Origin of the sequence: Olsenella sp. HMSC062G07, from assembly GCF_001811895.1 — a bacterium.
In the GTDB taxonomy this organism is placed as follows: Bacteria; Actinomycetota; Coriobacteriia; order Coriobacteriales; family Atopobiaceae; genus Olsenella_F; species Olsenella_F massiliensis.
The window spans coordinates 97344-121282 of the sequence record NZ_KV806951.1 but is presented as its reverse complement, the minus strand read 5'-3'; the positions used below and the strand labels follow the sequence as shown (position 1 = coordinate 121282).

Annotated in this window: 22 protein-coding genes and 1 riboswitch; of the genes, 7 read left to right on the top strand and 15 right to left on the bottom strand. The window is 68.9% G+C overall.

Annotated elements, in window-relative coordinates; translation table 11 throughout:
• Nucleotides 1-53: 53 nt before the first annotated feature.
• Complete coding sequence (murB, locus tag HMPREF2826_RS03740) at nt 54-1001, bottom strand: UDP-N-acetylmuramate dehydrogenase (RefSeq protein WP_070639328.1); 948 nt, start codon at nt 999-1001, stop codon at nt 54-56.
• Between the two features lie 245 nt (nt 1002-1246).
• Nucleotides 1247-1395: riboswitch (FMN riboswitch) on the top strand.
• A gap of 5 nt (nt 1396-1400) precedes the next feature.
• Between murB and HMPREF2826_RS03735 the strand changes: the two genes are divergently transcribed.
• The 5 genes from HMPREF2826_RS03735 to HMPREF2826_RS03715 all read left to right on the top strand — a co-directional run bounded on the left by HMPREF2826_RS03735 (nt 1401) and on the right by HMPREF2826_RS03715 (nt 9196).
• Nucleotides 1401-1985, top strand: coding sequence for an ECF transporter S component (locus tag HMPREF2826_RS03735; RefSeq protein ID WP_070641090.1), 585 nt, complete (start codon nt 1401-1403; stop codon nt 1983-1985).
• Between the two features lie 44 nt (nt 1986-2029).
• Entirely contained in the window at nt 2030-3835 is a 1806-nt protein-coding gene (locus tag HMPREF2826_RS03730; RefSeq protein WP_070639326.1) for an ABC transporter ATP-binding protein, read from the top strand.
• Entirely contained in the window at nt 3835-4638 is an 804-nt protein-coding gene (locus tag HMPREF2826_RS03725) for an energy-coupling factor transporter transmembrane component T family protein (RefSeq protein WP_070639324.1), read from the top strand. The genes HMPREF2826_RS03730 and HMPREF2826_RS03725 overlap by 1 nt, the downstream gene beginning before the upstream one ends.
• A gap of 202 nt (nt 4639-4840) precedes the next feature.
• Nucleotides 4841-8572, top strand: a complete 3732-nt coding sequence (locus HMPREF2826_RS03720) for a phosphoribosylformylglycinamidine synthase (RefSeq protein ID WP_070639322.1) — start codon at nt 4841-4843, stop codon at nt 8570-8572.
• A 93-nt stretch (nt 8573-8665) separates the two neighbouring features.
• Nucleotides 8666-9196: a hypothetical protein gene (locus tag HMPREF2826_RS03715; RefSeq protein WP_070639320.1), complete on the top strand. Its 531-nt coding sequence runs from the start codon at nt 8666-8668 to the stop codon at nt 9194-9196.
• Between the two features lie 63 nt (nt 9197-9259).
• On the opposite strand, the gene HMPREF2826_RS03710 is transcribed toward HMPREF2826_RS03715, so the two are convergent.
• Nucleotides 9260-10135, bottom strand: a complete 876-nt coding sequence (locus tag HMPREF2826_RS03710) for a PPK2 family polyphosphate kinase (protein ID WP_070639318.1) — start codon at nt 10133-10135, stop codon at nt 9260-9262.
• A 420-nt stretch (nt 10136-10555) separates the two neighbouring features.
• Between HMPREF2826_RS03710 and HMPREF2826_RS03705 the strand changes: the two genes are divergently transcribed.
• On the top strand, nt 10556-10774 hold the full coding sequence (locus tag HMPREF2826_RS03705; protein WP_058270633.1) for a hypothetical protein: 219 nt from the start codon (nt 10556-10558) through the stop codon (nt 10772-10774).
• Nucleotides 10775-10837: 63 nt separating this feature from the next.
• On the opposite strand, the gene HMPREF2826_RS03700 is transcribed toward HMPREF2826_RS03705, so the two are convergent.
• From HMPREF2826_RS03700 to yedF, 13 genes are all read right to left on the bottom strand, one after another.
• Nucleotides 10838-11518, bottom strand: coding sequence for a MogA/MoaB family molybdenum cofactor biosynthesis protein (locus HMPREF2826_RS03700; RefSeq protein ID WP_246824680.1), 681 nt, complete (start codon nt 11516-11518; stop codon nt 10838-10840).
• Nucleotides 11519-11520: 2 nt separating this feature from the next.
• Nucleotides 11521-12585 carry a molybdopterin-binding protein gene (locus HMPREF2826_RS03695; protein ID WP_070639315.1) on the bottom strand — a complete coding sequence of 355 codons (1065 nt, stop codon included), beginning with the start codon at nt 12583-12585 and terminating at the stop codon, nt 11521-11523.
• Between the two features lie 24 nt (nt 12586-12609).
• Entirely contained in the window at nt 12610-13578 is a 969-nt protein-coding gene (gene moaC, locus HMPREF2826_RS09775) for a cyclic pyranopterin monophosphate synthase MoaC (protein WP_070639314.1), read from the bottom strand.
• Nucleotides 13579-13581: 3 nt separating this feature from the next.
• A complete protein-coding gene (gene moaA, locus HMPREF2826_RS03685) occupies nt 13582-14547 on the bottom strand; it encodes a GTP 3',8-cyclase MoaA (RefSeq protein WP_070639312.1) in 966 nt (321 codons plus the stop codon).
• Nucleotides 14540-15652 (bottom strand): sulfate/molybdate ABC transporter ATP-binding protein, encoded by a 1113-nt coding sequence (locus HMPREF2826_RS03680; protein ID WP_070639311.1) that lies wholly within the window; start codon nt 15650-15652, stop codon nt 14540-14542. Before HMPREF2826_RS03680 ends, moaA begins: the two co-directional genes overlap by 8 nt.
• Nucleotides 15652-16329: a molybdate ABC transporter permease subunit gene (gene modB, locus HMPREF2826_RS03675; RefSeq protein WP_070639309.1), complete on the bottom strand. Its 678-nt coding sequence runs from the start codon at nt 16327-16329 to the stop codon at nt 15652-15654. The genes HMPREF2826_RS03680 and modB overlap by 1 nt, the downstream gene beginning before the upstream one ends.
• Before the next feature lie 13 nt (nt 16330-16342).
• Nucleotides 16343-17215, bottom strand: a complete 873-nt coding sequence (gene modA, locus HMPREF2826_RS03670; RefSeq protein WP_070639307.1) for a molybdate ABC transporter substrate-binding protein — start codon at nt 17213-17215, stop codon at nt 16343-16345.
• Between the two features lie 102 nt (nt 17216-17317).
• On the bottom strand, nt 17318-18370 hold the full coding sequence (locus HMPREF2826_RS03665) for an XdhC family protein (RefSeq protein WP_246824679.1): 1053 nt from the start codon (nt 18368-18370) through the stop codon (nt 17318-17320).
• Complete coding sequence (gene selD / locus HMPREF2826_RS03660; protein WP_070639305.1) at nt 18367-19425, bottom strand: selenide, water dikinase SelD; 1059 nt, start codon at nt 19423-19425, stop codon at nt 18367-18369. The genes HMPREF2826_RS03665 and selD overlap by 4 nt, the downstream gene beginning before the upstream one ends.
• Before the next feature lie 4 nt (nt 19426-19429).
• Nucleotides 19430-20236: a selenium-dependent molybdenum cofactor biosynthesis protein YqeB gene (yqeB, locus tag HMPREF2826_RS03655; protein ID WP_070639303.1), complete on the bottom strand. Its 807-nt coding sequence runs from the start codon at nt 20234-20236 to the stop codon at nt 19430-19432.
• A 13-nt stretch (nt 20237-20249) separates the two neighbouring features.
• A complete protein-coding gene (locus HMPREF2826_RS03650; protein WP_070639301.1) occupies nt 20250-20486 on the bottom strand; it encodes a putative Se/S carrier protein in 237 nt (78 codons plus the stop codon).
• Nucleotides 20487-20490: 4 nt separating this feature from the next.
• Entirely contained in the window at nt 20491-21687 is a 1197-nt protein-coding gene (locus tag HMPREF2826_RS03645; RefSeq protein WP_070639299.1) for an aminotransferase class V-fold PLP-dependent enzyme, read from the bottom strand.
• 19 nt (nt 21688-21706) lie between these two features.
• Complete coding sequence (gene yedF / locus HMPREF2826_RS03640; RefSeq protein WP_070639297.1) at nt 21707-22318, bottom strand: sulfurtransferase-like selenium metabolism protein YedF; 612 nt, start codon at nt 22316-22318, stop codon at nt 21707-21709.
• A 120-nt stretch (nt 22319-22438) separates the two neighbouring features.
• Here yedF and yqeC point away from each other — a divergent pair, with 120 nt between their 5' ends.
• The gene (gene yqeC, locus HMPREF2826_RS03635) at nt 22439-23134 is read left to right on the top strand and encodes a selenium cofactor biosynthesis protein YqeC (protein WP_070639295.1); all 696 of its coding nucleotides are present in this window, start codon (nt 22439-22441) and stop codon (nt 23132-23134) included.
• Nucleotides 23135-23939: the final 805 nt, after the last annotated feature.

Below are 23939 nucleotides of genomic sequence, written 5' to 3'. Positions count from 1 at the left end.
AGGCCTCCCCATCCGTCGCCGGCGGGCGCAGACGACGCCCTGGCAGGTGGCGGCTAGCCCAGGAAGCGGACCTCGGGCTCAAGGCGCACGCCAAACTGGCGCTCGACCTCGTCCTGGACGTGCTCGATGACCGCATGGACGTCCGCCGCGGTGGCGCCGCCGTTGTTGACGACGAAGCCGGCATGCTTGGTCGAGACGCCCGCCCCGCCCACGCAGAAGCCCTTGAGGCCCGCGTCGGTGATGAGCTTGCCGGCAAAGTGCCCCTCCGGGCGCTTGAAGGTGGAGCCGGCGCTCGGCAGCTCAAGGGGCTGCTTCTCCTCGCGGCGGCGCGTGAAGTCATCCATCTTGGCGCGAATCCGGTCCTGGTCGCCCTCGCGCAGCCGGAAGGTGGCCGAGAGGACCACGAGCCCCTCGTCGCGCACGCGACTCTTGCGATAGCCCATGTTCATCTCGTCCGCCGAGAAGGTGCGCAGCGAGCCGTCGGGCAGCAGGCACCACACGGACTCGAGGACGTCGGCAACGCAGCCGTCGTAGGCTCCGGCGTTCATGAAGCAGGCGCCCCCCACGGAACCTGGGATGCCGCAGGCAAACTCCAGGCCCGTCAGGCCCAGCTCGCAGGCCATCTCGGACGCCTCGCGCAGGGGCACGCCCGCCTGGCACACGATGCGCTCGCCGTCTGTCGTCACGTTGACGAGGCCGTCGGTGCAGCCGATGATGACGCCGCGGTACCCCTCGTCCGACACGAGCAGGTCGCTGCCGCAGCCCAGGACGAAGAAGGCAGTGTTGGCGAGCTTGCAGGCCTCGACGGCCTCGCGCAGCTCGTCCACGTCGTCCGGCGTCACGAAGAGGTCGGCGGGGCCACCAACCTCGAAGGTGGTGTGCCTGCTCATGGGCTCGTCGGTCGCGACGTTGTCCTCCCCCACGATGCTGCGAAGCTTCCAGGTGAGCTCCCGCAAGTGGTCCGGAACGTCCTGCGAGCCCGTGAGCGCGCCCTGATTCATGCCCGTGTCACTCCCCTCAATCGGTCCGTCGTGCGGGGCAGGCCCTGCGCACGTCTGCTTGCAGTATACCAACAGCCGAGGGGCCAGGCCCGCGAAGAGGGGGCCGGAGGCGCGTCCGTTCGCATCCGTTCGCGTCCGTTCGCATCCGTTCGCGCCCCTCGCGGGGCGTCGCTTTTTGCGAGTCGGCCTCGGACCGCTGGCCCATGTCCTTGTTGCCTCCCCGTCGTCTCGTGCTATAGTTGGCAACGCAGTTTCAGGGCGGGGTGAAAGTCCCCACTGGCGGTAAGCGTGCGTCACCGTGTTGCGCGCAAGTCCGCGAACCGCACAGAAAAGAGCGGTTGACCTGGTGAGATTCCAGGACCAACGGTCACAGTCCGGATGGAAGAAACGGAGGCCATCATGGCACGCAGCACTACCGTCATGCGTCACGACACCCACTCCACGACAGACCAGGCCAACGGCTGGTCAACGAAGCGCATCGCCGTCACGGCGCTCTTCTGCGCGGTGGCCGCCATCGCGACGCTGTTTCTGGAGTTTCCGATCCTGCCGGGCGTGAGCTGGCTCAAGTACGACCCCTCGGGCATCGTCGCGCTCATCGCCGGCTTCGCCTTTGGGCCTGCCACGGGCGCCGTGGTGTCCGTGATTCCCTACCTCGTGCACCTTGCCACCGCAAGCGGCATCTACGGCGTCATCATGGCGGTCCTCGCCACCTTCTCGCTCGTCATGCCCGCCGCCCTCATCTACCAGCGTGACACCACCTACCGGGGCGCCGTCGTCGGCATGGTCGTGGGGACCGTGGTCTGCATCGTCGCCTGCATCGTGGGCAACGTCATCGTGACCCCCTTCTACACCGGCATGCCCACCGACGCCGTCCTGGGCCTCGTCGTGCCGGCCCTCCTGCCCTTCAACCTCGCCAAGATCGCCATCAACTGCGTCGTGACGGGCATCGTCTACAAGCCCGTCATCAAGGCCCTCGGCAACTAGCCCACGGCAGGGACGCCCGACCCGACACGAACGGTCCGCCTCACATGAAACCCGCGCCCGTCACACACGACCCCCTTGCCCGCATCGCGCACGCCACCCTGCTCTACGAGGGCGGCGTGCGCGCCCTCGACGACGTCTCCCTGACGCTTCGGCGCGGCGAGAGGGTCTGCGTCCTGGGTCCCAACGGCTCGGGCAAGTCCACGCTCGCGGGCGTCCTGGCAGGCCTGCTCGCGCCCGACGAGGGCACGGTCGCGCTCGCCGGCGAGCGCGTCCTGGACGACGGCAGGGTGGACGTGGAGGCCTATCGGCGCGCGCGCAGGAGCCTGGGCCTCGTGTTCCAGAACCCCGACGACCAGATCGTGACGTCCGTGGTCGAGGAGGACGTGGCCTTTGGCCCGGAGAACCTCGGCGTCCCCTCCGAGGAGATCGGGAGGCGGGTCGCCCGGGAGCTCCATCGCGTGGCCATGGAGGATTACGCCCAGGCCGACCCCACGCGCCTCTCGGGCGGGCAGAAGCAGCGCGTGGCCATCGCCGGCGCCCTGGCCATGGAGCCGGCCCTGCTCGTGCTCGACGAGCCGGGGGCCCTGCTGGACGTGCGCGGCAGACGCTCCATCCTCAAGGTGATGGACCGTCTGAGGGAGACGGGCACGACCATCGTCCACATCACGCACTTCATGGAGGAGGCCCTCGCCGCCGACCGCGTCATCGTCATGCTACGCGGGCGGATCGCGCTGGAGGGCGCCCCTCGCGAGGTCTTTGCCCGTCAGGAGGAGCTGCGAGCCCTAGGGCTGCGCGAGCCCTGGACGGCGCGCCTTGCGACGCGCCTGTCCGAGCTGGGCGTTGACGTGACCTGGACCTGCGACGACGACAGCCTGCTGAAGGACCTCGCGCGGACGTCGCGCTCCCTCAGCTGCACGATGCCGCCGCCCCCGCAGGCGTCCTGCGACTTTGCGGCCGAAAAGACGGACCCCGTCATCGCCCTTGACGGCGTGAGCTTCTCGTACCGGGACGCCTCGCAGGGCTCGCGCCCCGCCCTTGACGACGTGACGCTGACGTTTGCGCGGGGCCGCACCACCGCCGTCATCGGACAGACGGGATCGGGCAAGTCAACCCTGCTGCGCCTGCTCTGCTCCCTCGAGAGGCCTGACGCCGGTCGCATCGTCATCGACGGCATCGACACCGCAGACCGGTCCCGGCGCCGCGAGCTCCTGAGCAGGCTGGGCTACGTGATGCAGCGGCCCGAACGCCAGCTCTTCGCCGAGACCGTCCTGGAGGACGTGAGCTTTGGCCCCCGAAACCTGGGCCTGGACACGACTGAGGCGCGCAGGCGCGCAGAGGGCGCGCTCGAGCAGGTGGGCCTTGCCGAGCTTGCCGCAAGCTCCCCCTTTGAGCTGTCGGGCGGGCAGCAGCGGATGTGCGCCATCGCCGGCGTCCTTGCCATGCGGCCCGCCATCCTCATCATGGACGAGCCCACGGCCGGGCTCGACCCGCACAGTCGCGAGCGAATCATGAGCATCCTGCGCGAGCTCAACAGGCGGGGCGTGACCGTGGTGCAGGTGACCCACTCGCGCGAGATCGCGGTGCGCGCCGACGAGGTCGTCGTGCTCGACCAGTCCCGCGTCATGATGCACGGCTCGCCGCACGAGGTGTTCTCGTACCAGAACGAGGCGCTGCTGCGCGAGTCCGGCCTGGGCATCCCCACGTCGATGCTGTGGGCGCGCAAGCTGCGCGAGGAGGGCGTCAGCTGCGCGGACGAACCCCTCACCATGGACGAGCTCGCCCGCTCCGTGGCCTGCGGCCTAGGACGTGCGACCACGCCGCGTGGCGTCGAAAAAGGGGGCGAGCGCTGATGGCGCTTAGGCTGGGCATCGGCCAGTACCTGCCGGGCAGCTCGCCCATCCACCGCCTTGACCCGCGCGTCAAGGTCACGGGGGCCCTCGCCCTGATGGTGAGCGTGTTCTTCATCACCGGCCCCTTGCAGCTCGTCCTGGGCTATGCCTGCGTCCTGGCGCTCGTCGCCGCGGCGGGGGTGCCCGTCTCGCGCCTCGTCGAGTCCATCAGGCCCATCGTCATCGTCCTTGCGCTGCTCGCCGTCTTCAACCTCCTCTTCATCAGGACGGGAGACGAGCTCTGGCGCTGGGGGGCACTCTCTGTCACCACGGACGGCCTGCGCGTGGCCGTGATCTTTAGCCTGAGGCTCGTCATCGCCGTGATCGCATCGTCCCTCATGCTCCTCACGACCACCCCCACGCAGCTCACGGACGCCTTTGACGCCGGCCTCGCCCCCCTCTCGCGACTGGGCCTGCCGGGGCATGAGCTTGCCATGGTCTTCTCGCTCATGCTGCGCTTCATTCCCACGATCGCCGACGAGGCGCAGGCCATCCTCGACGCCCAGACCCTGCGCGGCGCGCCCCTCTCGGATGGGTCGCTCGCCCGGCGCCTCAAGGCCGTGGCGCCCATGCTCATCGCGCTTCTGGCCAGCTCGATCCATCACGCCAACGGGCTCTCGCGCGCGCTTGACGCCCGCTGCTACGCGGGCGGCGCCACCCGCAGCCACTGGCACCCCCTGCGCATGCGCCGGTCCGACTGGCTCGCGCTGCTCGCCGTCGCCGCCTACGTCGTCGCCCTGGTGGGCCTGGGACAGCTACTCTGAGGAAGTTCGCGCCGAGGCCCGAGCCCCGGCGCGAGCCGGTCGGGTCGGACGCGAGATGGCACGGGGCGGACGTCGGGCGCCATGTTGCCAACAGGGGACGCCGGGCCCTCTCTCTGTGCTCGACGCCGTATCATTAAGACGCCCCCTCGGACGCCCGCGCCGCCGACGCGCGTCACCGCCTCCCACGGAAAGGTAAGCAGTCATGGTCTCACGCGTGTATGTCGAGAAAAAGCCCGGCTTTGACGTCAAGGCCCGGCAGCTCAGACGCGAGCTTGCGGACGTCCTGGGCATACGCGGGCTGACGGGCCTGCGCCTCGTCAACCGCTACGACGTGGAGGGCATCGACGAGGAGCTCTTCCGACGCTGCGTGCCCCTCGTCTTCAGCGAGCCGCAGTCGGACGTCGCGAGCCTCGAGCTGCCCGACGCGCACGGCGCCCAGCTCTTCGCCGTGGAGTTCCTCCCCGGACAGTTCGACCAGCGCGCCGCGTCGGCCAGCGAGTGCATCCAGCTCATCAGCCAGGGCGAGCGTCCCGTCGTCGCCTCGGCCACGCTCTATTACCTTGAGGGGAACCTCTCCGCCAAGGACGTCGCCGCCGTCAAGGGCTATGTCATCAACCCGGTGGAGGCCCGCGAGGCATCCCTCGACGCGCGCCCCACGCTCAAGTCGAGCTACCCCGTGCCCGACGACGTCGAGGTGCTCGACGGCTTTGACGCCCTCTCGCCGGACGAGCTCGCCGCCTTCATCAAGGACCGCGGCCTTGCCATGGACCTGGCGGACGTCAGCTTCTGCCAGGAGTACTTCAAGGGCGAGGGGCGCCCTCCCACAATCACCGAGATCAAGATGATCGACACCTACTGGTCCGACCACTGCCGCCACACCACCTTTGGCACCCGGCTCGAGCGGGTGGCCATAGACGACGCCACGGTACGGCAGGCCTTTGACGCCTATCTTGACATGCGGCGCGAGCTGGGGCGCGAGGGCAGACCCATCTGCCTCATGGACATGGGCACCATCGGCGCCAAGTGGCTCAAGGCGAGGGGCGTCCTTGCGAACCTCGACGAGTCCGAGGAGATCAACGCCTGCACCGTCAAGGTCAAGGTGGACGTTGACGGGACGGACGAGGACTGGCTCTTCCTCTTCAAGAACGAGACGCACAACCATCCCACCGAGATCGAGCCCTTCGGCGGTGCCGCCACCTGCATCGGCGGCGCCATTCGCGACCCCCTGAGCGGGCGGAGCTACGTGTATCAGGCCATGCGCGTCACGGGAGCGGGCGACCCGCTCGCCCCCGTCAGCCAGACCATGCGCGGCAAGCTCCCCCAGCGCAAGCTCGTCACCACGGCGGCGGAGGGCTACTCCTCCTACGGCAACCAGATCGGCCTTGCCACCGGGCAGGTCAGCGAGCTCTACCACCCGGGCTACGTCGCCAAGCGCATGGAGATAGGCGCCGTCGTGGGCGCCACGCCCGCCAGCCACGTGCGTCGCGAGACGCCCGCGCCCGGCGACAAGGTGATCCTCCTGGGCGGGCGCACCGGCCGTGACGGCATCGGCGGCGCCACGGGCTCCTCCAAGGCACACAACGTCGACTCGCTGGCCAAGGACGGGGCGGAGGTCCAGAAGGGTAACGCGCCCGAGGAGCGCAAGCTCCAGCGGCTCTTCCGTCGCAAGGACGCCTGCCGCCTCATCAAGCGCTGCAACGACTTCGGCGCCGGCGGCGTGTCCGTGGCCATCGGGGAGCTTGCCGACGGCCTGACCATAGACCTTGACCGCGTCCCCAAGAAGTACGAGGGACTGGACGGCACGGAGCTGGCCATCAGCGAGTCCCAGGAGCGCATGGCCGTGGCGCTGGCTGCGAAGGACGTGGACGAGTTTTTGGGCTACGCCCGCGAGGAAAACCTCGAGGCCACGGTCGTGGCCGAGGTCACCGCACGGCCCCGCCTCACGATGACCTGGCGCGGCGCCACCATCGTAGACGTGAGCCGCGCCTTCCTCTCCTCCAACGGCGCGCCCAAGCACCAGGACGTCCATGTGGTCGCCCAGGGCAGCTGGCAGCCCGTCTGGGAGGGGCGCACGCTCGAGGAGCGCCTGCGGGCACTCGTGACCGACAAGAACGTGGCCTCCAACAAGGGCCTGGCCGAGCGCTTTGACGCCACCATCGGCGCCGCGAGCGTGCTCATGCCCTTTGGCGGCGCCACACAGCTCACGCCTGCGCTGGCTATGGCGGCCAAGCTGCCGACGGACGGCGAGACCACCACCTGCTCGGGCATGGCCTGGGGCTTCAACCCCTTCCTCACGAGCGCGAACGCCTTCACGGGCGCCTATCTTGCGGTGGTGGAGAGCCTGTGCCGCCTTGTCGCGACGGGCTTTGCGCACGAGGACGCCTACCTCACCTTCCAGGAGTACTTTGAGCGCCTGCGCGACGTGCCCGAGCGCTGGGGCAAGCCGGTGGCGGCCCTGCTCGGAGCCCTCATGGCCCAGCGCGACCTGGGCGTGGGAGCCATAGGCGGCAAGGACTCCATGAGCGGCTCCTTTGAGGACCTGGACGTGCCGCCCACCCTCGTGTCGTTTGCGACGGCCCTCGGCACGGTGGGGTGCGTGACCTCGCCCGAACTCAAGGGCGCCGGGCATCGGCTCGTCCTCGTGAGGCCCGCCTACCTGGATGACGGCATCACGCCTAGGTCCGAGTCGCTCCTTTCCGCCATGTCGCTCGTCGAGAGGCTCATCCACTCCAAAGGGGCGCTCGCCGTCTCGACGCCGGGCTACGGCTGCCTTGCCGAGGCGCTCTTCAAGATGTGCGTGGGCAACCAGCTTGGGATGCGCCTCTCGGACGACCTTGACGAGGGCGAGCTCTTCTCGCCCGCCTACGGGAGCTTCGTGGTCGAGCTTGCCGAGGGGGCTACGGTCACCTCGCCGTGCGCCGACGACGTCGAGCTGCGCGCGCTGGGCGAGACGACGGCCGCCTACGCACTGGTCGTCGCAGGCCAGATGATCGACCTCGCCGGCCTGCAGGAGGCCTGGGAGGCGACGATGGAGCCCGTCTTTGCCTATCGCAGGGCCGGCGAGCCGGAGGAGCCGGTGAGCTTTGACGCCTCGCGACGGCACGTCAGCCGGCCCGCTCCGCTCGTCAAAACTGCGCGCCCCCGCGTCGTCATTCCCGTCTTTCCTGGCACCAACTGCGAGTTTGACAGCGCCCGCGCCTTTGAGCGAGCCGGCGCCGAGGCCCATGCGCTCGTGATCAACAACCTCACGCCCGACTCCGTCGCCCAGAGCACCCAGGCCCTTGTGGACGAGATCGCGCAATCCCAGATCCTCATGATCCCGGGCGGCTTCTCCGGCGGGGACGAGCCCGACGGCTCGGCCAAGTTCATCACGGCCTTCTTCCGCGCGCCGCAGGTGACCGAGGCGGTACGCGACCTGCTGCAGGCCCGCGACGGCCTCGTGCTGGGCATCTGCAACGGCTTCCAGGCGCTGGTCAAGCTCGGGCTCGTGCCGTACGGGGACATCGTGCCCATGACCGCCGACTGTGCCACGCTCACCTTCAACGCCATCGGTAGGCACCAGAGCAGGCTCGTCTTTACGCGCGTGTCCTCCAACCTGTCGCCGTGGCTGTCGCGCTGCGAGGTCGGCGACGTCCACCGCATCGCCGTCAGCCACGGCGAGGGCCGCTTCGTGGCACCCGAGCCTCTGATCAGGGAGCTGGGAGAGAGGGGGCAGATCGCCGCGCAGTACGTTGACGCCCAGGGCCTGCCGTCCATGGACCTCTCGGTCAACCCCAACGGATCCGCCTGGGCCATCGAGGCCGTGACGAGTCCCGACGGGCGCGTGCTGGGCAAGATGGGCCATAGCGAGCGCAGCACGCCCGGCACCTTCAAGAACGTCCCCGGCGAGCATTACCAGCCCATCTTCGAGGGAGGCGTGGCATACTTTAGCTAGGCGCCCGACAGGCGGGGCGACCGAACACGCAGAGACCGACCGCGACGCGTCCCGCCCTTCGCGAGGCGCGTCGCCCCTCTTGAGGAGATGCGCATGGCAGCGAACGACAGACGTCCCGACCCCGACATGCGACGCCGCACGCCCCAGCGCGGCAGGGCCAACGTCAAGGGCGAGCTCATCCTGACCGCGATCATGTTCGCGGGCGTGTTTGCCATCACCCTCGTCCTTCGGTTTGTTCTGCACCTTAACAACGTCTACGCGCCCATCTTCACGGCCGTCATCGCCGCCATCATCGTCTTCTACGCCTACCGGCGCACCCAGAGGCAGCGCTGGGAGCGCGAGAACGCGGATGCCCAGAAGACCGTCAACCCCATCATCGAGCGCTATGCCGCCAGCCGCAGCCCCCGCCAGCTCATGCGCGACTATGCCGCCTGGGCCAAGGACGCGCACGATCCCGATCTTCAGCTGCAGTTTCTTCAGCTGATCGTGGAGACCCTCATCAAGGACGGGCACCCTGCCGAGGCGCGCACGATGCTGGGACGGATGGAGGCCTTTGCCCGCGAGAGCGGCAACGACAAGAACTTTGCCGGCTACAAGGCGGACGTCGAGGGCCGCCTGCGGTAACGGAGACGCCGACGGCGCCCCGCGGCCGACATGGCGTGACGGCCAGCCATGCCGTGGCGGCGGTCAGCGCCCCTCGCCCGTCAGCCGCTCGCGACTCCGCGCCAACGTGTCCTTGGCCTCCTTGGGCAGCTCGGGGTAGTGAGGGTCGATCTGCTCCAGCACGTCCACGATCGCCTCGCTCACGACCCAGCGGGCAAACCACTTCTGGTCGGCGGGAACCACGTACCAGGGGGCATGCTCCGTCGCGGTGGCGTTGATGGCCCTCTCGTAGGCGTCCATGTAGTGAGGCCACAGCTCGCGCTCGTCGATGTCGCCCGCCGAGAACTTCCAGTTCTTCCTCTCGTTGTCGATGCGCTCCAAAAAGCGCTCCTTCTGCTCGTCGAGCCCCACGTTGAGGAAGATCTTGAGGACGCGGTAGCCGTTGTCGTAGAGGTACTCCTCAAAGTTTGCGATCTGCTTGTAGCGCCGCTCGAAGAAGGTGTCCCTGCCGTCGTTGAGGCAGCGCTTGGGCATGGCATAGCCCTTCCAGATGTCATGCACGCGCACCACGAGGACGTCCTCGTAGTACGAGCGGTTGAACAGGCCCATGAAGCCGCGGGGCGGAAGGTGCGTGACGGCACGCCATAGGTAGTCGTGGGCGAGCTCGGTCTGGCTGGGCTGCTTGAAGGAGTGCACCACGACGCCCTGGGGGTTGACGCCGCTCATGACGCGCTTGATGGTGGAGTCCTTGCCGGCCGCGTCCATGGCCTGCAGGAGGATCACGAGTCCCTCGCGGCCTTCGGCATAGAGCTTGTCCTGCAGCTCTCCCATGCGCAGGGTGTTCTGCGCGGTGAGCTCCTCATACCGGGGCTCCTCGTCCTTGTCGATGTCGAGGGAGGTCCTGACGTCATCCAGCGAGAACCGGCCCTTGCCCTCAAAGCGAAAATCCTTGATATTCATGATCTCTGACCTCCCGTTGGTCGATTCTGACGGACGCCCGCGAGCCCCCGGTCCCGGCCGTTCCTCTGGCGAAAACAAGAACAATATGCATATTAATGACTTATTTATACTACTGCTACAGGGGGACCTCCCTTCAAGTCAGCATTACTCGGGCAAATAGGGTAAAAATTGGCTATTTTGGCCGAGTTGTGCCGACTTTTTGCGACCCCGCCTCATGACACATGAATATGGGCGCCTGCACCTTCCACATTTTGCCGGACAAGACGGTGCCCCTGGATAGAAGGCGCCCGCCCGAGGACCCCTGACGCGGGAGCCAGGGTGACGGTCAGGGGCATGTGGTTTGCCATCTTCGGCATAGCCCACGCGCGTCAACGGTATAAGCCCTCATAGGAACCATCATGACCGGGAACGAGGCACATCATGGCAAGCGTGCTCATAAAGGACACCACGCGCGAGGAGCGGGAGCGCATCGTGCGCCGAGGGCTTTCCTGCGGGGACGCCACCGGCTGCGACAGCTGTTCGGGCTGCAGCATGGGCGTGGGGTCGATCGACGCCATGTATCAGCCCTACATTGACGGCAAGCTGGAGCTTGCTGAGGTCAACATGCTCCACGCGGCCACGAGCTACACCCACGGCTAGACCGCCGCGCCCACGCCAAAGCACACGTCGCACCAGGGCAAGGGCAGACGCGGACGGCGACGCCTAGGACGTCATCGACGCGCAGTCGACCGGGCCTTCGCGCAGGATGCGCAGCCCGTGCCCGATGGGCCCGATGACGGCCCGTATGTTCTCGCAGGCGGCCCTGGGACTGCCGGGCAGGTTGACCACCAGGGTGCGTCCCAGCGTGCCGGCCGTCGCACGCGAGAGGCAGGCGCGCGGCGTGATGGCCATCGAGGCGGCACGCATGGCCTCGGGGATGCCGGGAACCAGGCGGTCGCAGACGGCGCACGTGGCCTCGGGCGTCACGTCCCGCGGCGAGAGTCCCGTGCCGCCGGTGGTGAGCACGAGAGCCACGTCCTTGGCCGCCTCGCCCCGAATCGCGGCCTCTATCCGCGGGCGCTCGTCGGGAACGACGCAGTACCCGACCACCTCATAGCCCTCGGCCTCAAGCAGCGCGAGCAGGGCGGGGCCGCTCGCGTCGGCCCTCTGACCGCGCGAGGAGCGGTCGCTCACCGTGATGACGGAGGCCGTCTGGCGCCGACCGGGCACCGCGACGTGAGACCCCGCCCCGGCAAGGGGCGTCACCGTGCCAGCAAACCCCGCCGCGACGTGGGGCTCTGGCTCGCCATGAGATGTTGGCTCGTCAGGGGGCTCCGCGGCGTTGGGGTGCTCCCGTGCCTGGCGTCCATCAAGGTCTCCCATCTTGGGGTCGATGTCGCGCATCCTCACTCCTTTGACTCAAACGGGCAGTTGGGGGCAAGGGAGAACCTCCCCCGTATGGCGAGCCCTCCCTCCCCCAGCTCGGCAAAGTCCTGCTTGGTGAGCTCGACGCCCGCCGCGATGCGCGGCAGCACGAGGTCAAACACCGTGGACGCCGCGTACATGACGCAGCCGGGCAGGCCCACGACGGGCGTGCCGGGCCCACAGACGCCCTCCTTGCCAAAGTAGCCCAGCAGCATCATGGCGCCGGGCAGGACCGGGGCGCCGTAACTGACGATGCGCGCGCCCGCACGCCTGATGGCCCCGGGGGTGTTGTCGTCAGGGTCCACGCTCATGCCTCCCGTGCAGCAGATGAGGTCAACCCCCTCCCGCCGGGCCGCGCCTATGGCGGCCGCAAGATCGTCCGGGTCGTCGCCCGGCCGCGTCACGCTCGTGCAGCGGATGTTGAAGGCGGCGAGCTTTGCCTGGACCACGGGCGTGAACTTGTCCTCGATGAGACCGCCCTTGACCTCGGAGCCCGTCGCGATGATGGCGGCCGTCCGCAGCTTGAAGGGCTCCACCGCGAGAAGCTTCTCGCCGTGGGCGGCCCGTTCGGCCGCGGCAACCTGCTCCTCACGAACGACCAGGGGAATCACGCGCGTCCCGGCCAGCTCGTCGCCCGCGCGCACGGCAAGGTTGCCCTTGCGCGTGGCCACCATGACCTCGTCGGTCGCGTTGACCGCCCGCAGGCGCTTCGCATTGACGAGCAGGACGCCGTCGCAGGCCGCGCGGATGGAGATCTTTCCCTCGCGAGGAGCGCCCGCCCGCACGGTGTTGGGGCCCAGGCACAGGGCGGCCATGCGCTCGGCCGCGTCATCCTCGTGGAGCATGCCCACAGCAAGCTCCCACACGTACAGATGCTCCTTGCCCATAGAGAGGAGGACGGGGACGTCCTCTTCCGTGACCACATGCCCCTTCCTGAAGCGCGGCCCCTTGTAGCGGCCCTGCCCGCCCTCGCCGCCCACCACGATCTGAGTCATGTCGTGGCAGAGCACGTGCCCCACCGCATCAACGGTCTTGACCAGCTTCATGTCATCCTCCTTGCCCGTCGCCCGTCAGCGTCGCGGCGCCTCGGGACCCTCGTCCAGCACCCGTATCGCGTCGCCCGCCCGCACGACGCCCCCGCGCGCGACCACGCAGAAGACGCCGTCGGTGGGCATGACGCACATACCCACGAGACGGCGGATCTCGCAGTCGTTGTGGCAGGTCTTACCTATCTGCGTCACCACGAGAAGGGCCTCGCCGACGGCCAGCGTCGTCCCCACCGGCAGCTCCCTGACGGCGATGCCCCTGGTGAGGATGTTCTCCGCAAAGTCGCCTGCGGCGAGGACGGCGCCGCTCTCGCGCATCCGATCAACCGACTCGTCCGCCAAGAGCGAGACCTGCCGGTGCCAGGAGCCGGCATGGGCGTCTCCCTCTATGCCGAGACCCACGACGAGGCGCAGCTCCCCGACGGGGCGCTTGCGCTCGCCCTTCCGCTGCGAGACGCAGGTGGCCACGACGGTGCCTGCGACGCCGGGCGCGGCTCCCTTTGCGACGCCATGCCAATCCTCACGCGGCGGCACCACGAAGTGCCCGGACTTGCCCCCGTCCTTCTCGAGCAGGCGGACGTCGCGCACCACCATGTTGCGCTGGTGCGACTTGCACATGTCGTAGATGGTCAGACAGGCGACGGACGCCGCCGTGAGCGCCTCCATCTCGACGCCCGTCTCGCCCAGGCAGCGGCACCACGCCTCCACGGCCACGCCGTCGTCCTCGGGCGTGCAGCGGACCTCGACGCCCGTGAGCGCGACGGGATGGCACAGCGGGACGAGCTCCCAGCAGCGCTTGGCCGCCATGATGCCCGCCACCTGCGCCACGCCAAGCACGTCACCCTTCCTGGTGGTGCCGGCGCGCACGAGGGCGAGCGTGTCCTCGTTCATGAGGACCTTGCCGGCGGCGCGGGCCACCCGCTGGGTCCTGGGCTTTTGGGAGACGTCCACCATCCGCGCGTGGCCCTCCTCGTCAAAGTGCGTGAGCGCCATAACTCAACCCCCTATCTGGTTCATGCTTCGTGGCGTGGCGCTCGCATGGGCCACGCCCAGGTGATGGCGCGCCGGCTTGGCGGCGATTCCCTGCCTCAGGGCCGCGACGAGCTCGGGACCCGAGAGGCCGCGCAGAGAGATCTCCGCGCGCGAGTGCAGGCAGGGCTTGAGCATGCCGTCAGCCGTCACCCTGATACGGTCGCAGGTCTTGCAGAAGCCGTGGCTCACGGGGCGAATCAGGCCTATGGTGCCGCGCCACCCCTCCCTGCGATACAGCTGCGTCACCCCGTCTTGCCCCGCGGGCACCAGGCCGGCCACCTCGTCCACGACGACGTCGGCCGAGACGAAGCGCTCCCTGGGCCACGAGGCGCACGCGCCCATGGGCATGAGCTCGATGAAGCGCACGCTGGCGACGCCCAGCTCCCCGTCGGCGCCGTCACGGGCGAGCTCGGCGAGCGGGACGATGTCCTTCTCGTTGACGCCCCCCAGAAGGACGCAGTTGAGCTTGGTGGGACCCAGGCCCGCCTCGCGCGCCGCCCTGAGGCCCGCCAGGGCGTCCTCGAGCGACCCGCAGCGCGTCATGGACCGGTAGCGGTCCGCGTCAAGGGTGTCCAGGCTCACGTTGAGGCGGTCGAGACCAGCGTCGCGCAGCTCTACCGCCAGGGGGGCCAGAAGGGTGCCGTTGGTGGTCATGGCCAGCTCCTCGACGCCGGGCACCTCGGCGAGCATGTGAACGAGCCTGACGATGCCCCTGCGTACCAGCGGCTCGCCCCCGGTGACGCGAACCTTGCGCACCCCCAGCGTCACCGCCGCCCGCACGATGTCGCGCAGCTCCTCAAACGTGGCCATCTCGCCGTGGTCCCGGCGCGGGACGCCTCCCTCCGGCATGCAGTAGACGCAGCGGCAGTTGCAGCGGTCCGTCACCGAGAGGCGCAGGTAGCGAATGTCTCGCCCCCGTTCGTCAAGCATCTGGCACCACCTCGGACAGCGGCATCACGTGCTCGGGCCTCACCAGGACCAGCACGTTCGCGGGGCGTCCCAAAGACCGCCAGCGATCCTTGTCAAGCTCATGACGCAGCAGACCTCCCGCCGGCGTGCGCAGCATCACGATCGTGGAAAACGTTGACTCGATGACGCGGTCCACGGCGCACGAGACGCAGTTGGCCTCGCCCGCCGGCACCTGGGCCCCCTCGCCCGCCGGCGCCTGGGTCCTCTCGCCCGCCGGCGCGACGTCAAGGTAGTGGGCACGCAGGCCCACGTGGGTCACGGGGCCGTCGCACGGCAACGACGTGCGCAGCGTGACTCCCCACTCCTCGCAGGCGAAGGCGTCCGGCCCCACCTGACGGGCCCGGCTCACGTTCTTGCAGCCGCTGATCAGGGCGGCACAAAGCGAGCGCGGGCGAGAGAAGAACTCCTTCACCGTGGCCTTTGGCTCTGACCTTCCGCGCGTGATCGTGCAGACCGTGTCGCACAGACGAAAGACCTCGTCACGGTTGTGGGACACGTATACCGCGCCCCCGGCGAAGCCTTTGAGCGTGTCGGCGAGCTCAAGCTCAAGCTGCCAGCGCAGATACTCGTCAAGCGCCGAGAAGGGCTCGTCCAGAAGGAGGAGCTCCGGGTCGCTCGCCAGGATGCGCGCCATGGCGCAGCGCTGCTGCTGACCGCCCGAGAGGGACGACGGTCTGCGTCCCTCAAGGCCCGTCAGCCGCATGGCGGCAAGCTCGCGGCGGGCCCGCGCCAGACGCTCCCCCTTGCTGGCGCCCACGGCGCCGCACGCGGCGTTCTCGAGCACCGTCATGGTGGGAAAGAGGGCGTAGCTTTGGAACAGGTAGCCCACGCGCCGCCGCTGCGGCGGAAGGTCAATGCGGCGCTCGCTGTCAAAAAGCACGCGGTCGCCCAGCACGATGCGCCCGCAGTCGGGGCGCTCGATGCCGGCGATGCACTTGAGCGTCATGGACTTGCCGCAGCCCGAGGCGCCCAGCAGGGCCACGACCTCATGCGAGCTCTCGACCGTAAACGACACCCGCAGCGTGAAGTCGGAAAGGGCCTTCGTGATGTCAACGACAAGCGCCATCAGACGGCCCCCCTTTGCGCGGGGCGCACGCGCGCGTTCAGGTAGTTGAGGGCGAGAAGCACGACCGACGATATGGCCAGGTTCACCAGGACCCACCTGAGCGCCAGGGCGTCGTCGCCGGTGCGCCAGAGCTGATAGACCGTCGTGGAGACGGTCGCCGTGATGCCTGGCGTATAGCCGGCGATCATGGACGTGGCGCCGTACTCGCCCAGGGCGCGGGCGAAGGCGAGCACGGCGCCGGCGACGATGCCCTGCCGACAGCAGGGCATCTTGACGCGCCAGAAGATCCACGTCTCGGACTTGCCGAGCGTCCTGCCCGCCTGGGACAGGGTCTCGTCAAACGCCTCGAAGGCCCCGCGCGCCGTGCGGTACATGAGCGGAAAGCTCACGACGACGGTCGCCAGGATGGCCGAGTACCACGTCATGGTGAGCCTCGCGCCAAACGCGTCCATGAACCACGCGCCCACGGGGCGCCGGGGACCAAGGACGATGAGCAGCAGATAGCCCACGACCGTGGGAGGGAGCACGAGGGGAAGCGTGAGGACCACGTCCAGCGCACCCTTCACGAGGCGCGGGGCGCGCGCCACCACGTTGGCAAGGCCTATGCCCACCGCATAGACGACCGCCGTCGAGAGGGCGGCGATCCTGAGTGAGTTGAGAAGTGGATACCAGTCCATGGAAGGCCTCGACCTACGCCGTGGCAAGAGGCGTGAAGCCGGCCTTCTCGAACTGTGCGGCCGCAGCGGCCGTCCTGAGGAACGCGAGGAAGGCCTTGGCGAGCTCCGGCTGCGGCGCGTCCTTGAGCGCGGCGGCCGGATAGATGACGCGCCCGCACAGGGACGAGTCGGCCTCCTCGACGACCTCAAGGCCCGCGGCGTGCGCGTCCGTCTTGTAGATGACGCCGCAGTCCACGGCGGCCTCGGACAGCTGCGAGGTGACCTCCTTGACGTTGGAGCCGTAGGTGATGCGACCGGCCTGGGCGAGCTCGTTCTCGTCCAAGCCGAGGTGCTCGAGGATCTGCTGGGTGTACTGGCCCACAGGCACGTCGGAGTTGCCCATGCAGAGCTGGATCTGACCGGCCTTGAGCTTGTCGGCCATGTCGGAGAAGCCGCTGACGCCCTTGGGGTTGCCCTTGGGGACGCAGAGCGTGACCTTGTTCTCGAGCAGGTCGACGCGCGTGTCGTGATCCACGAGGTCGATGCCCTCGTTGCCCTTCTCGGACTTGGCGTCCAGCTGGTTCATCTGCTTCTGGGCGGCAGAGACGAAGACGTCGCAGGGGGCGCCCTCCACGATCTGCTTCTTGAGGGTGCCCGAGGAGTCAAACGTGAAGACGACCTCGGACCCGCCCTCGGAGGCCTTGAAGAGGTCGCCGATGGCCGTGAGCGCCTCGGTGAGCGAGGCGGCCGCAAACACGATCAGCTTGCTGGAATCGCCCTTCGACGAGCCGGCGTCTGAGGGGTTGGTGCCCGCGCCGCCCTGGGCGCAGCCGACAAGGCCGAGACCGGACGCCGCCACGAGGGTGCCGACGAATGAGCGCCTGCTGATGCCAGACGAAACGTTCATGATGGTTCCTTTCAAGAGGTGGTGCCTATCCTTGGGTGAAGCGGCCGCCGTCCTGCTCATGACGCCTGTCGCAGGGCGCGGCTTCGAGGCGTGCCGTGCCTCCTAGGACTCCCCCTTCCTCGCGTGCGCCGCATGCGGGCGCAGCTCCCTTGGCCGTAGCTCCGCGCGGCAGCGAATCATCTCCGCCGCGATCGAGACGGCGATCTCGTCGGGGGTGACGGCGAGGATGTCCTCGCCCACGGGCAGGTGGACCGCCTGGGCCCAGGCGTCGCTCACGCCGCGCTCGACGAGCGTCCTGCGGACGAAGGCGGCCTTGCCGCGACTGCCGATGCAGCCCACGTAGGCCGGCTGCGCCGGGGCGACCTGCCGAAGCACCTCCAGGTCCGCCACGTGCCCATGGGTCATCACGACGACGTAGTCGCGCCTGGTCACATGCACGAGTTCGCTCACGTGCCCAAAGTCGCCACATACCACGCGCTCCGCGCGCGGGAACAGCTCGGTCGTGGCAAGCTCCGCGCGGTCGTCAAAGACGGTGACCCTGAACCCCACCCCCGCAAGGACCGGGCAGAGCGCCTGTCCCACGTGCCCGGCCCCAAAGACGTAGGCCATGGGATCGGCACCGATGGGCTCGCTGTAACGGCGGCGCGCCTCGTCCCACAGGGGCAGCTCGATCGTAGCCCGCAAATCGCCCGGATCGATGTCACTGACGCTCGTGAGGCTGACGCGTGGGCGTCTCTCGTCCGACCAGTCCTCGTCGATGACGGATGGCTCGTCTTGCCGCCCGCGCTCAAGGAGGTCGGCCAGGAGGCGGGTCTCGTCTTCGGGCCCAAGGGAGCGACGAACGGACAGGAGGGCATCGCCCCCGCAGGCCATGCCCGTCTTCGCGTGCGTCAGCCATTCCAGCGAACCCGACGCCGTCCCCTCGAGCACGGCCCGGCAGCGGTCCATGGCCATCTGCTCCACGCGCCCGCCGCCGACCGTACCCAGCCAGCTCCCGTCCGAGAGGAGCGCCATGCGCGCGCCCGCCCCGCGGGGCATGGAGCCGCGGGTTGCCAGTACGCCGGCCAGGGCGAAGGGGCGCCCCGCGCGCGCCTCCTTTAGCAGGCGGGCGACGAGGACAGCGTCGCGCAGGGTGCCGCTCGAATCCGTCATCATGCGCGCTCGCCCCCCTGCGTAAGGCGGATGCGCCGCCCGCCCGAGCGCTCCTCCATGCGTCCTATGACGCGCGCGCACGGCACCCGACCGTCCCGTTCGAGCTCGCCCACGAGCGCCGGGGCGTCGGCAGGGGCGACGGCCAACAACAGGCCGCCGGAGGTCTCGGGCGAGAAGAGCACGTCCGTCAGGTCCAGCGGAAGGCCCTCCGCCTGAACCTGGTCCTGCGCATAGCGGCGGTTGCGATACATGCCCGCCGGCAGCAGGCCCAGGCGGGCCCAGTCGCGCACGCCGGGCATGAGCGGGACGGCGCAGACGTCGAGAGTGGCGTTTAGGTCCGCGCCCTGGGCCATCTCGAGCAGGTGACCCATCAGCCCGAAGCCGGTCACGTCCGTGGCGGCATGAACGTCGTGGCGCACCATGACGTCGCGGGCATAGCGGTTGAGGGTGAGCATCGAGCGCTCCGCCCGCTCCACGTCCTCGGGCGCGGCGAGCCCCGCCTTGGCCACCGTCGTGATGACGCCCACGCCGAGGACCTTCGTGAGCACGAGCAGGTCGCCGGGACGCGCCCCGGCGTTCGTGAGCAGCCGTCGGGGATCCACGAGGCCGGTCACGGCCAGGCCGTACTTGGGCTCGCTGTCATAGATGGAGTGACCGCCCGCGATGACGGCGCCCGCCTCGTACACCTTCTCGTAGCCGCCCCGCAGGATCTGGTGGACGACCTCCTTGGGCATGTCCTGTGGCACCGTCAGGATGTTAAGGGCCACCTTGGGCTCGCCGCCCATGGCATAGACGTCCGACAGGGCGTTCGTGGCGGCAATGGCGCCGTAGGTGTAGGGGTCGTCGGCGATGGGCGGGAAGAAGTCGGTGGTCGCCACGATCGCGACGTCCTCGGAGACCTGATAGACGGCCGCGTCGTCGCTCTTGTCAAAGCCCACGAGCAGCCTGGGGTCGCGCCGCACGTCCAGGCCCTCGAGCAGGCGGGCGAGCTGGCCGGCGCCCACCTTGGCCCCGCAGCCCGCGCACTCGGCGAGCTTGGTGAGTCTGACATCGTCCATGGCGCTACCCCCTGAGCCTTCCCGACAGGCCCGCGACGGCCTCGAGCACACCGCCTGCGACGGCGCGGGCCTTGTCCGAGCACGAGAAGCAGTGCCCCCGCTTGCAGCGCGGGTCGATGTCACCCGACTTCATGCCCTCGACCACGGGGACGCCCTCCTGGAGCAGCCCCCTGAGCACGCCGTCTATCGTGGCGAGGAGCGGCTTGCCGTCAACGGTGGCGACAAGGTCGCCCTGCCTCACCGTGTCGCCTATGCTCATGAGCGGCTTGAAGCTCCCGGCTGCGGGGGCGCGCAGGACGCGGTCGGCGGCGTGTCCGCCGACAAAGCCCGGCACGCCCGTGTTGGGGATGGGCGCGCCATCATAGATCACGCGCCCCAGGTAATGGCCGCGCTTTGTCTCGATGGCGGCATGGCAGTCCGCCGAGGAGTCATGCCCCGCGTGAAAGCCAGGCCCCACGCCGATGACGATGGGTGCCATGTCCTTGGTGGTGCCGACGTTGCGCTTGGCGATGATGGCATCCACCAGGACGTCGGGGGCAAGGGCGGCGATGCAGGCACCCTCGCCGTCAACCAGCACCGCGACGTCACCCGCGCGCACGGTCGCACGCGCCTGCCCCACGTCCGCGCACCGGCGGGCAACCACGTCCTCGACCGTCGCCTCGCCCAGGCGGACGGCCTCGGAGAAGCTCACGGTCCGGCGGACCGCCGTGGGCACGGCCACGTCCAGCATGATCACGTCGCATCCCGCACGGTGCAGCCGAATCGCTATACCCGTCGCAAGGTCGCCCGCGCCTCGCACAACCACCAGCATCCCTGACACCTCCTCAAAGCTCCAGATCGTACAGACCCGCGACCACGAAGCCGTGGCGCGCCGCCTCCTCAAAGTCACCCCGGACCTCGGGCGGCATGGCCCAGGCCAGCCCGCAGTCCGCGCGGATGGCGGTGGGCGTCGGGATGAGCCGTCCCGCCACCCCCCGCTCGCGACAGATGCGCTCGGCTTCGAGCGCCTCGTGCGTGGAGTCAAACGCGGCCACCGTCCGTGCCTCGAGCCTTCGTCCCATGGCGCTATGCCCCCCTCGCCAGCCTGCCCAGGGCGTCGAGCGCGTAGTCAACGTCCTGGTCGCTCGTGAACCACCCAAACGAAAAGCGCACCGCCCCCGTCCTGGAGGTGCCGAGCGCCCGGTGCATGAGCGGCGCGCAGTGGGCGCCCGCCCTGACCGAGATGCCGTAGCGCTCCTCGAGCGCCAGGGCGAGCGCCGACGACTCCCATCCCCCCACGTTCAGGGCGAGCACGGGCGCATGGTCCCGTCCCGGCAAGCTGCCGTCAAGCAGGGCGAGGTCGCGCGGCAGGCCGCCATACAGCGTGCAGCCTCCCAGGGAGCGCACGCCCTTTGCAAAGCGGCGCACCAGGGCAAGGTCGTGATGATGCACCCGCTCGACGCCAAGGTCGTCAAGCCATGCCAGCGCGGCGGAGAGGCCCGCGATGCCATGGGCGTTCAGCGTGCCCGCCTCAAGGTGCTCGGGCCAGGCCTCAGGCATCCTCTCGTCAAACGAACGCACGCCCGTGCCGCCGCGCAGCGTGGGCATGACCTCGACGCCGGGCCTTGCAATCAGGCCGCCGGTGCCCTGAGGCGCCATGAGCGCCTTATGTCCGGTGAACGCGAGCAGGTCGGCGCCCAGGGCCTGCATGTCAACGGGACGCGCGCCCGCCGTCTGGGCGCAGTCCACCAGCAGGAGCGCGCCGGCACCGTGGGCTATGCGCGCGACGGCGGCGACGTCGCACACGTCGCCGGTGAGGTTGGAGGCATGGGTGCAGGTCACCAGCCGCGTGCCCGGCGTCACGAGGCGAGCCAGCTCGTCAAGGTCCAGCGCGCCGCGCTCGTCCGCACCGACGACGTCCAGGTTGACTCCCCTCTCGTCGCGCAGGGCAAAGAGGGGCCGCAGCACGGAGTTGTGGTCCCACGCCGTCGCGACCACATGGTCGCCCGGCCTCACCGTGCCCAGGATGGCCAGGTTGAGTGCCATCGTCGCGTTGGCGCACATGATAACGCGCTCGGGCCGGGCCCCGTTGAAGAGGCGGCAGACGCGTTCGCGCGCGACCATGACGGCGCGGGCCGCTCCCAGCTCGCGCCCGCCCGCCCCGCGCCCGGAGCTGCCGAGCGACCCCAGGGCGCGCACGACCTCCTCCGTGACGCAAGGAGGCCGCACGACGGAGGTTGCGGCGCAGTTCAGATAGACCCGACGTCGGCTCTGCGGATGCATGGCGACAGCCCGACGCGCCCTAGAGCACCGTCACGCCGGGGTTCTCGGCAAAGACCTTGGCGATCTCGTAGAGGTTCGTCACGCCGCCCACGGCGAGCCGCTCGCGGATGCCATAGAAGTCAAGGCAGGTGCCGCAGGTCAGGATCTGGGTCCCGCGCGCCTCGAGCTCGCGGATGTCATCCAAGGACTCACTCCCCTCGCAGGTGAGGCGTGCGCCGCCGTTGTAGAAGAGCGCCAGGCGCGGCACCTGATCCTGATGGGCCAGGGCGTACAGAAGCCCCTTGACCAGGATGCGTCCCAGCTCCTCGCTGCCGCGCCCCATGGTGTCAGCGTCAACCACGATCACGGCGTCGCCGCGACCGGGAATCTCGCAGAAGTCGGCGGCCTCGGCCGACGCGGAGGCGCTCTGCTCGACGGGGGCGTTCGGCGTGAGGGTGAGGGTCGTCTCCTGGCCCTGCGCGACCGTCGTCAGCGCACAGCCCTTCTCTGCGGCGAGGCGCGTGAGATTGGCCGAGGCGACGTCGTCGTTGACCAGGATGTCAAGGCTCTCGCCCGGCTTGAGCTTGGGCAGGGCCTCAAGGGCGAGGACGACGGGACGGGGACAGGCTAGGTTTCTCGCATCGATATGCATGTGACATCCCCTCCTTGTGCCGGGGACCAGCGTCACGCCGGCAGTGGCTGATTGTTATAGTTACAGAACTATAACGGTCTCGCACACTTACCATATACTAACAAACAGTTAGGTAACCTTATGAATTTATATAGGTCGCTGCGAGTGGCGCCGGGCGTCACGTCAGTGGTGGGCAGCGGCGGAAAGACGTCGCTGCTGGCACGGCTCGCCCGCGAGCTGCCAGGTTCCGTCATCCTCACCACGTCCACCCACATCCTTCCCTTTGACAACATGCCCCTCGTCACGGATGGCGACGCGCGGTCCGTCGAGGAGGCCCTGAAGTCGTCTCGGGTCGTCTGCGTGGGGTCGCCTGAGCGGGAGGGCAAGCTCGCCGCGCCGTCACTTTCCGCCGCGGAGCTGGCGAGGCTGGCCGACTACGTCCTCGTGGAAGCCGACGGCGCTCATGGGCGGCCCCTCAAGGCGCACGCGGACTGGGAGCCCAACGTGCCCGCAACGACACGAACGACCATCCTTCTCGTGGGTGCGAGCGGATTTGGCAGACGCATTGCCGAGGTCGTGCACAGGCCTCAGCTTATCTGCGAGCGGCTGGGGGTGGACGGCGGCGATGTCGCGACGCCCGAGCTCATGGCTCGACACCTCGCGTGGGAGATGAAGCGGGGGGTGGTCACGCCGGACGTCGTGCTGGTGAACCAATGCGACGGCGAGGGACGCAGGGACGAGGCCGCCCGTTTTGGCGAGGAGCTCGCGCGGCTCCTCAGCGTCGCCGACGCAGGTGCCCACACCCCCCGCGTGATGGGCGTCTCTCTGCTGGGGTGACGTGTTCGTGCGGCATGTGGCCGCGGGTGACCGCAGGGCCGGCCTTGAGGATGCGATTGACCTTGGCCGCCATGCGACGGATGGGGAGGCCTCCCCGCGCGTCGCGAGCCGCCCGGGCCTGCGCCGGGGGTCTCCGGCCTGGCGCCGGGGGGCATTCCTATAGGTTTGCGGGACCCGCCCACCGGTTCCTACCGGTTCCTATAGGCTCGCGGACGACACGCGCGGGTTCCTATAGGTTTGAGAGTCCCGCGCGCGGATTCCAATAGGTTTGAGGGCGGCACGCGCGGATTCCTATAGGTTTGAGGGCCTCTCCCGTGCAGAGCTATAGGCTTGAGGAAAAAGGAGAATTCCTACCTGGGCAAACGCCGCGACGATTCCTCAAACCTATAGGTCTGTCTCCTCCGGCCTCTCAAACCTATAGGTGCATGGCGACGCTGCCCCCAAACGTATAGGTGCGGTATATCGTAGGCCTCAAACCTATAGGTATACGCCTCTGGCTTCTCAAACTCATAGGTGCGTGGCAGCGTGGCCCTCAAACCTATAGGTACGGCAGGTCGTAGTCCGTAAACCTATAGGTGCGGCGGGTCACGGCCCTCAAACCTATAGGTGCGACACGACGCGGCGCACAAGCCCGGGAGACGGCACCGACACCGGCACGGACGGGCCGCACGTCCGCCCGAAGACGGCGGTGCATGGGGACGTGAAAGGGCGAGGCCGGGGGTCACTCCCCCCGGCCTTCGTCGAGCGCTACGATCGGGACCGCCCCCACGACGCGCGCTGCGGCCCCCACCCATGTTGCGCGTCG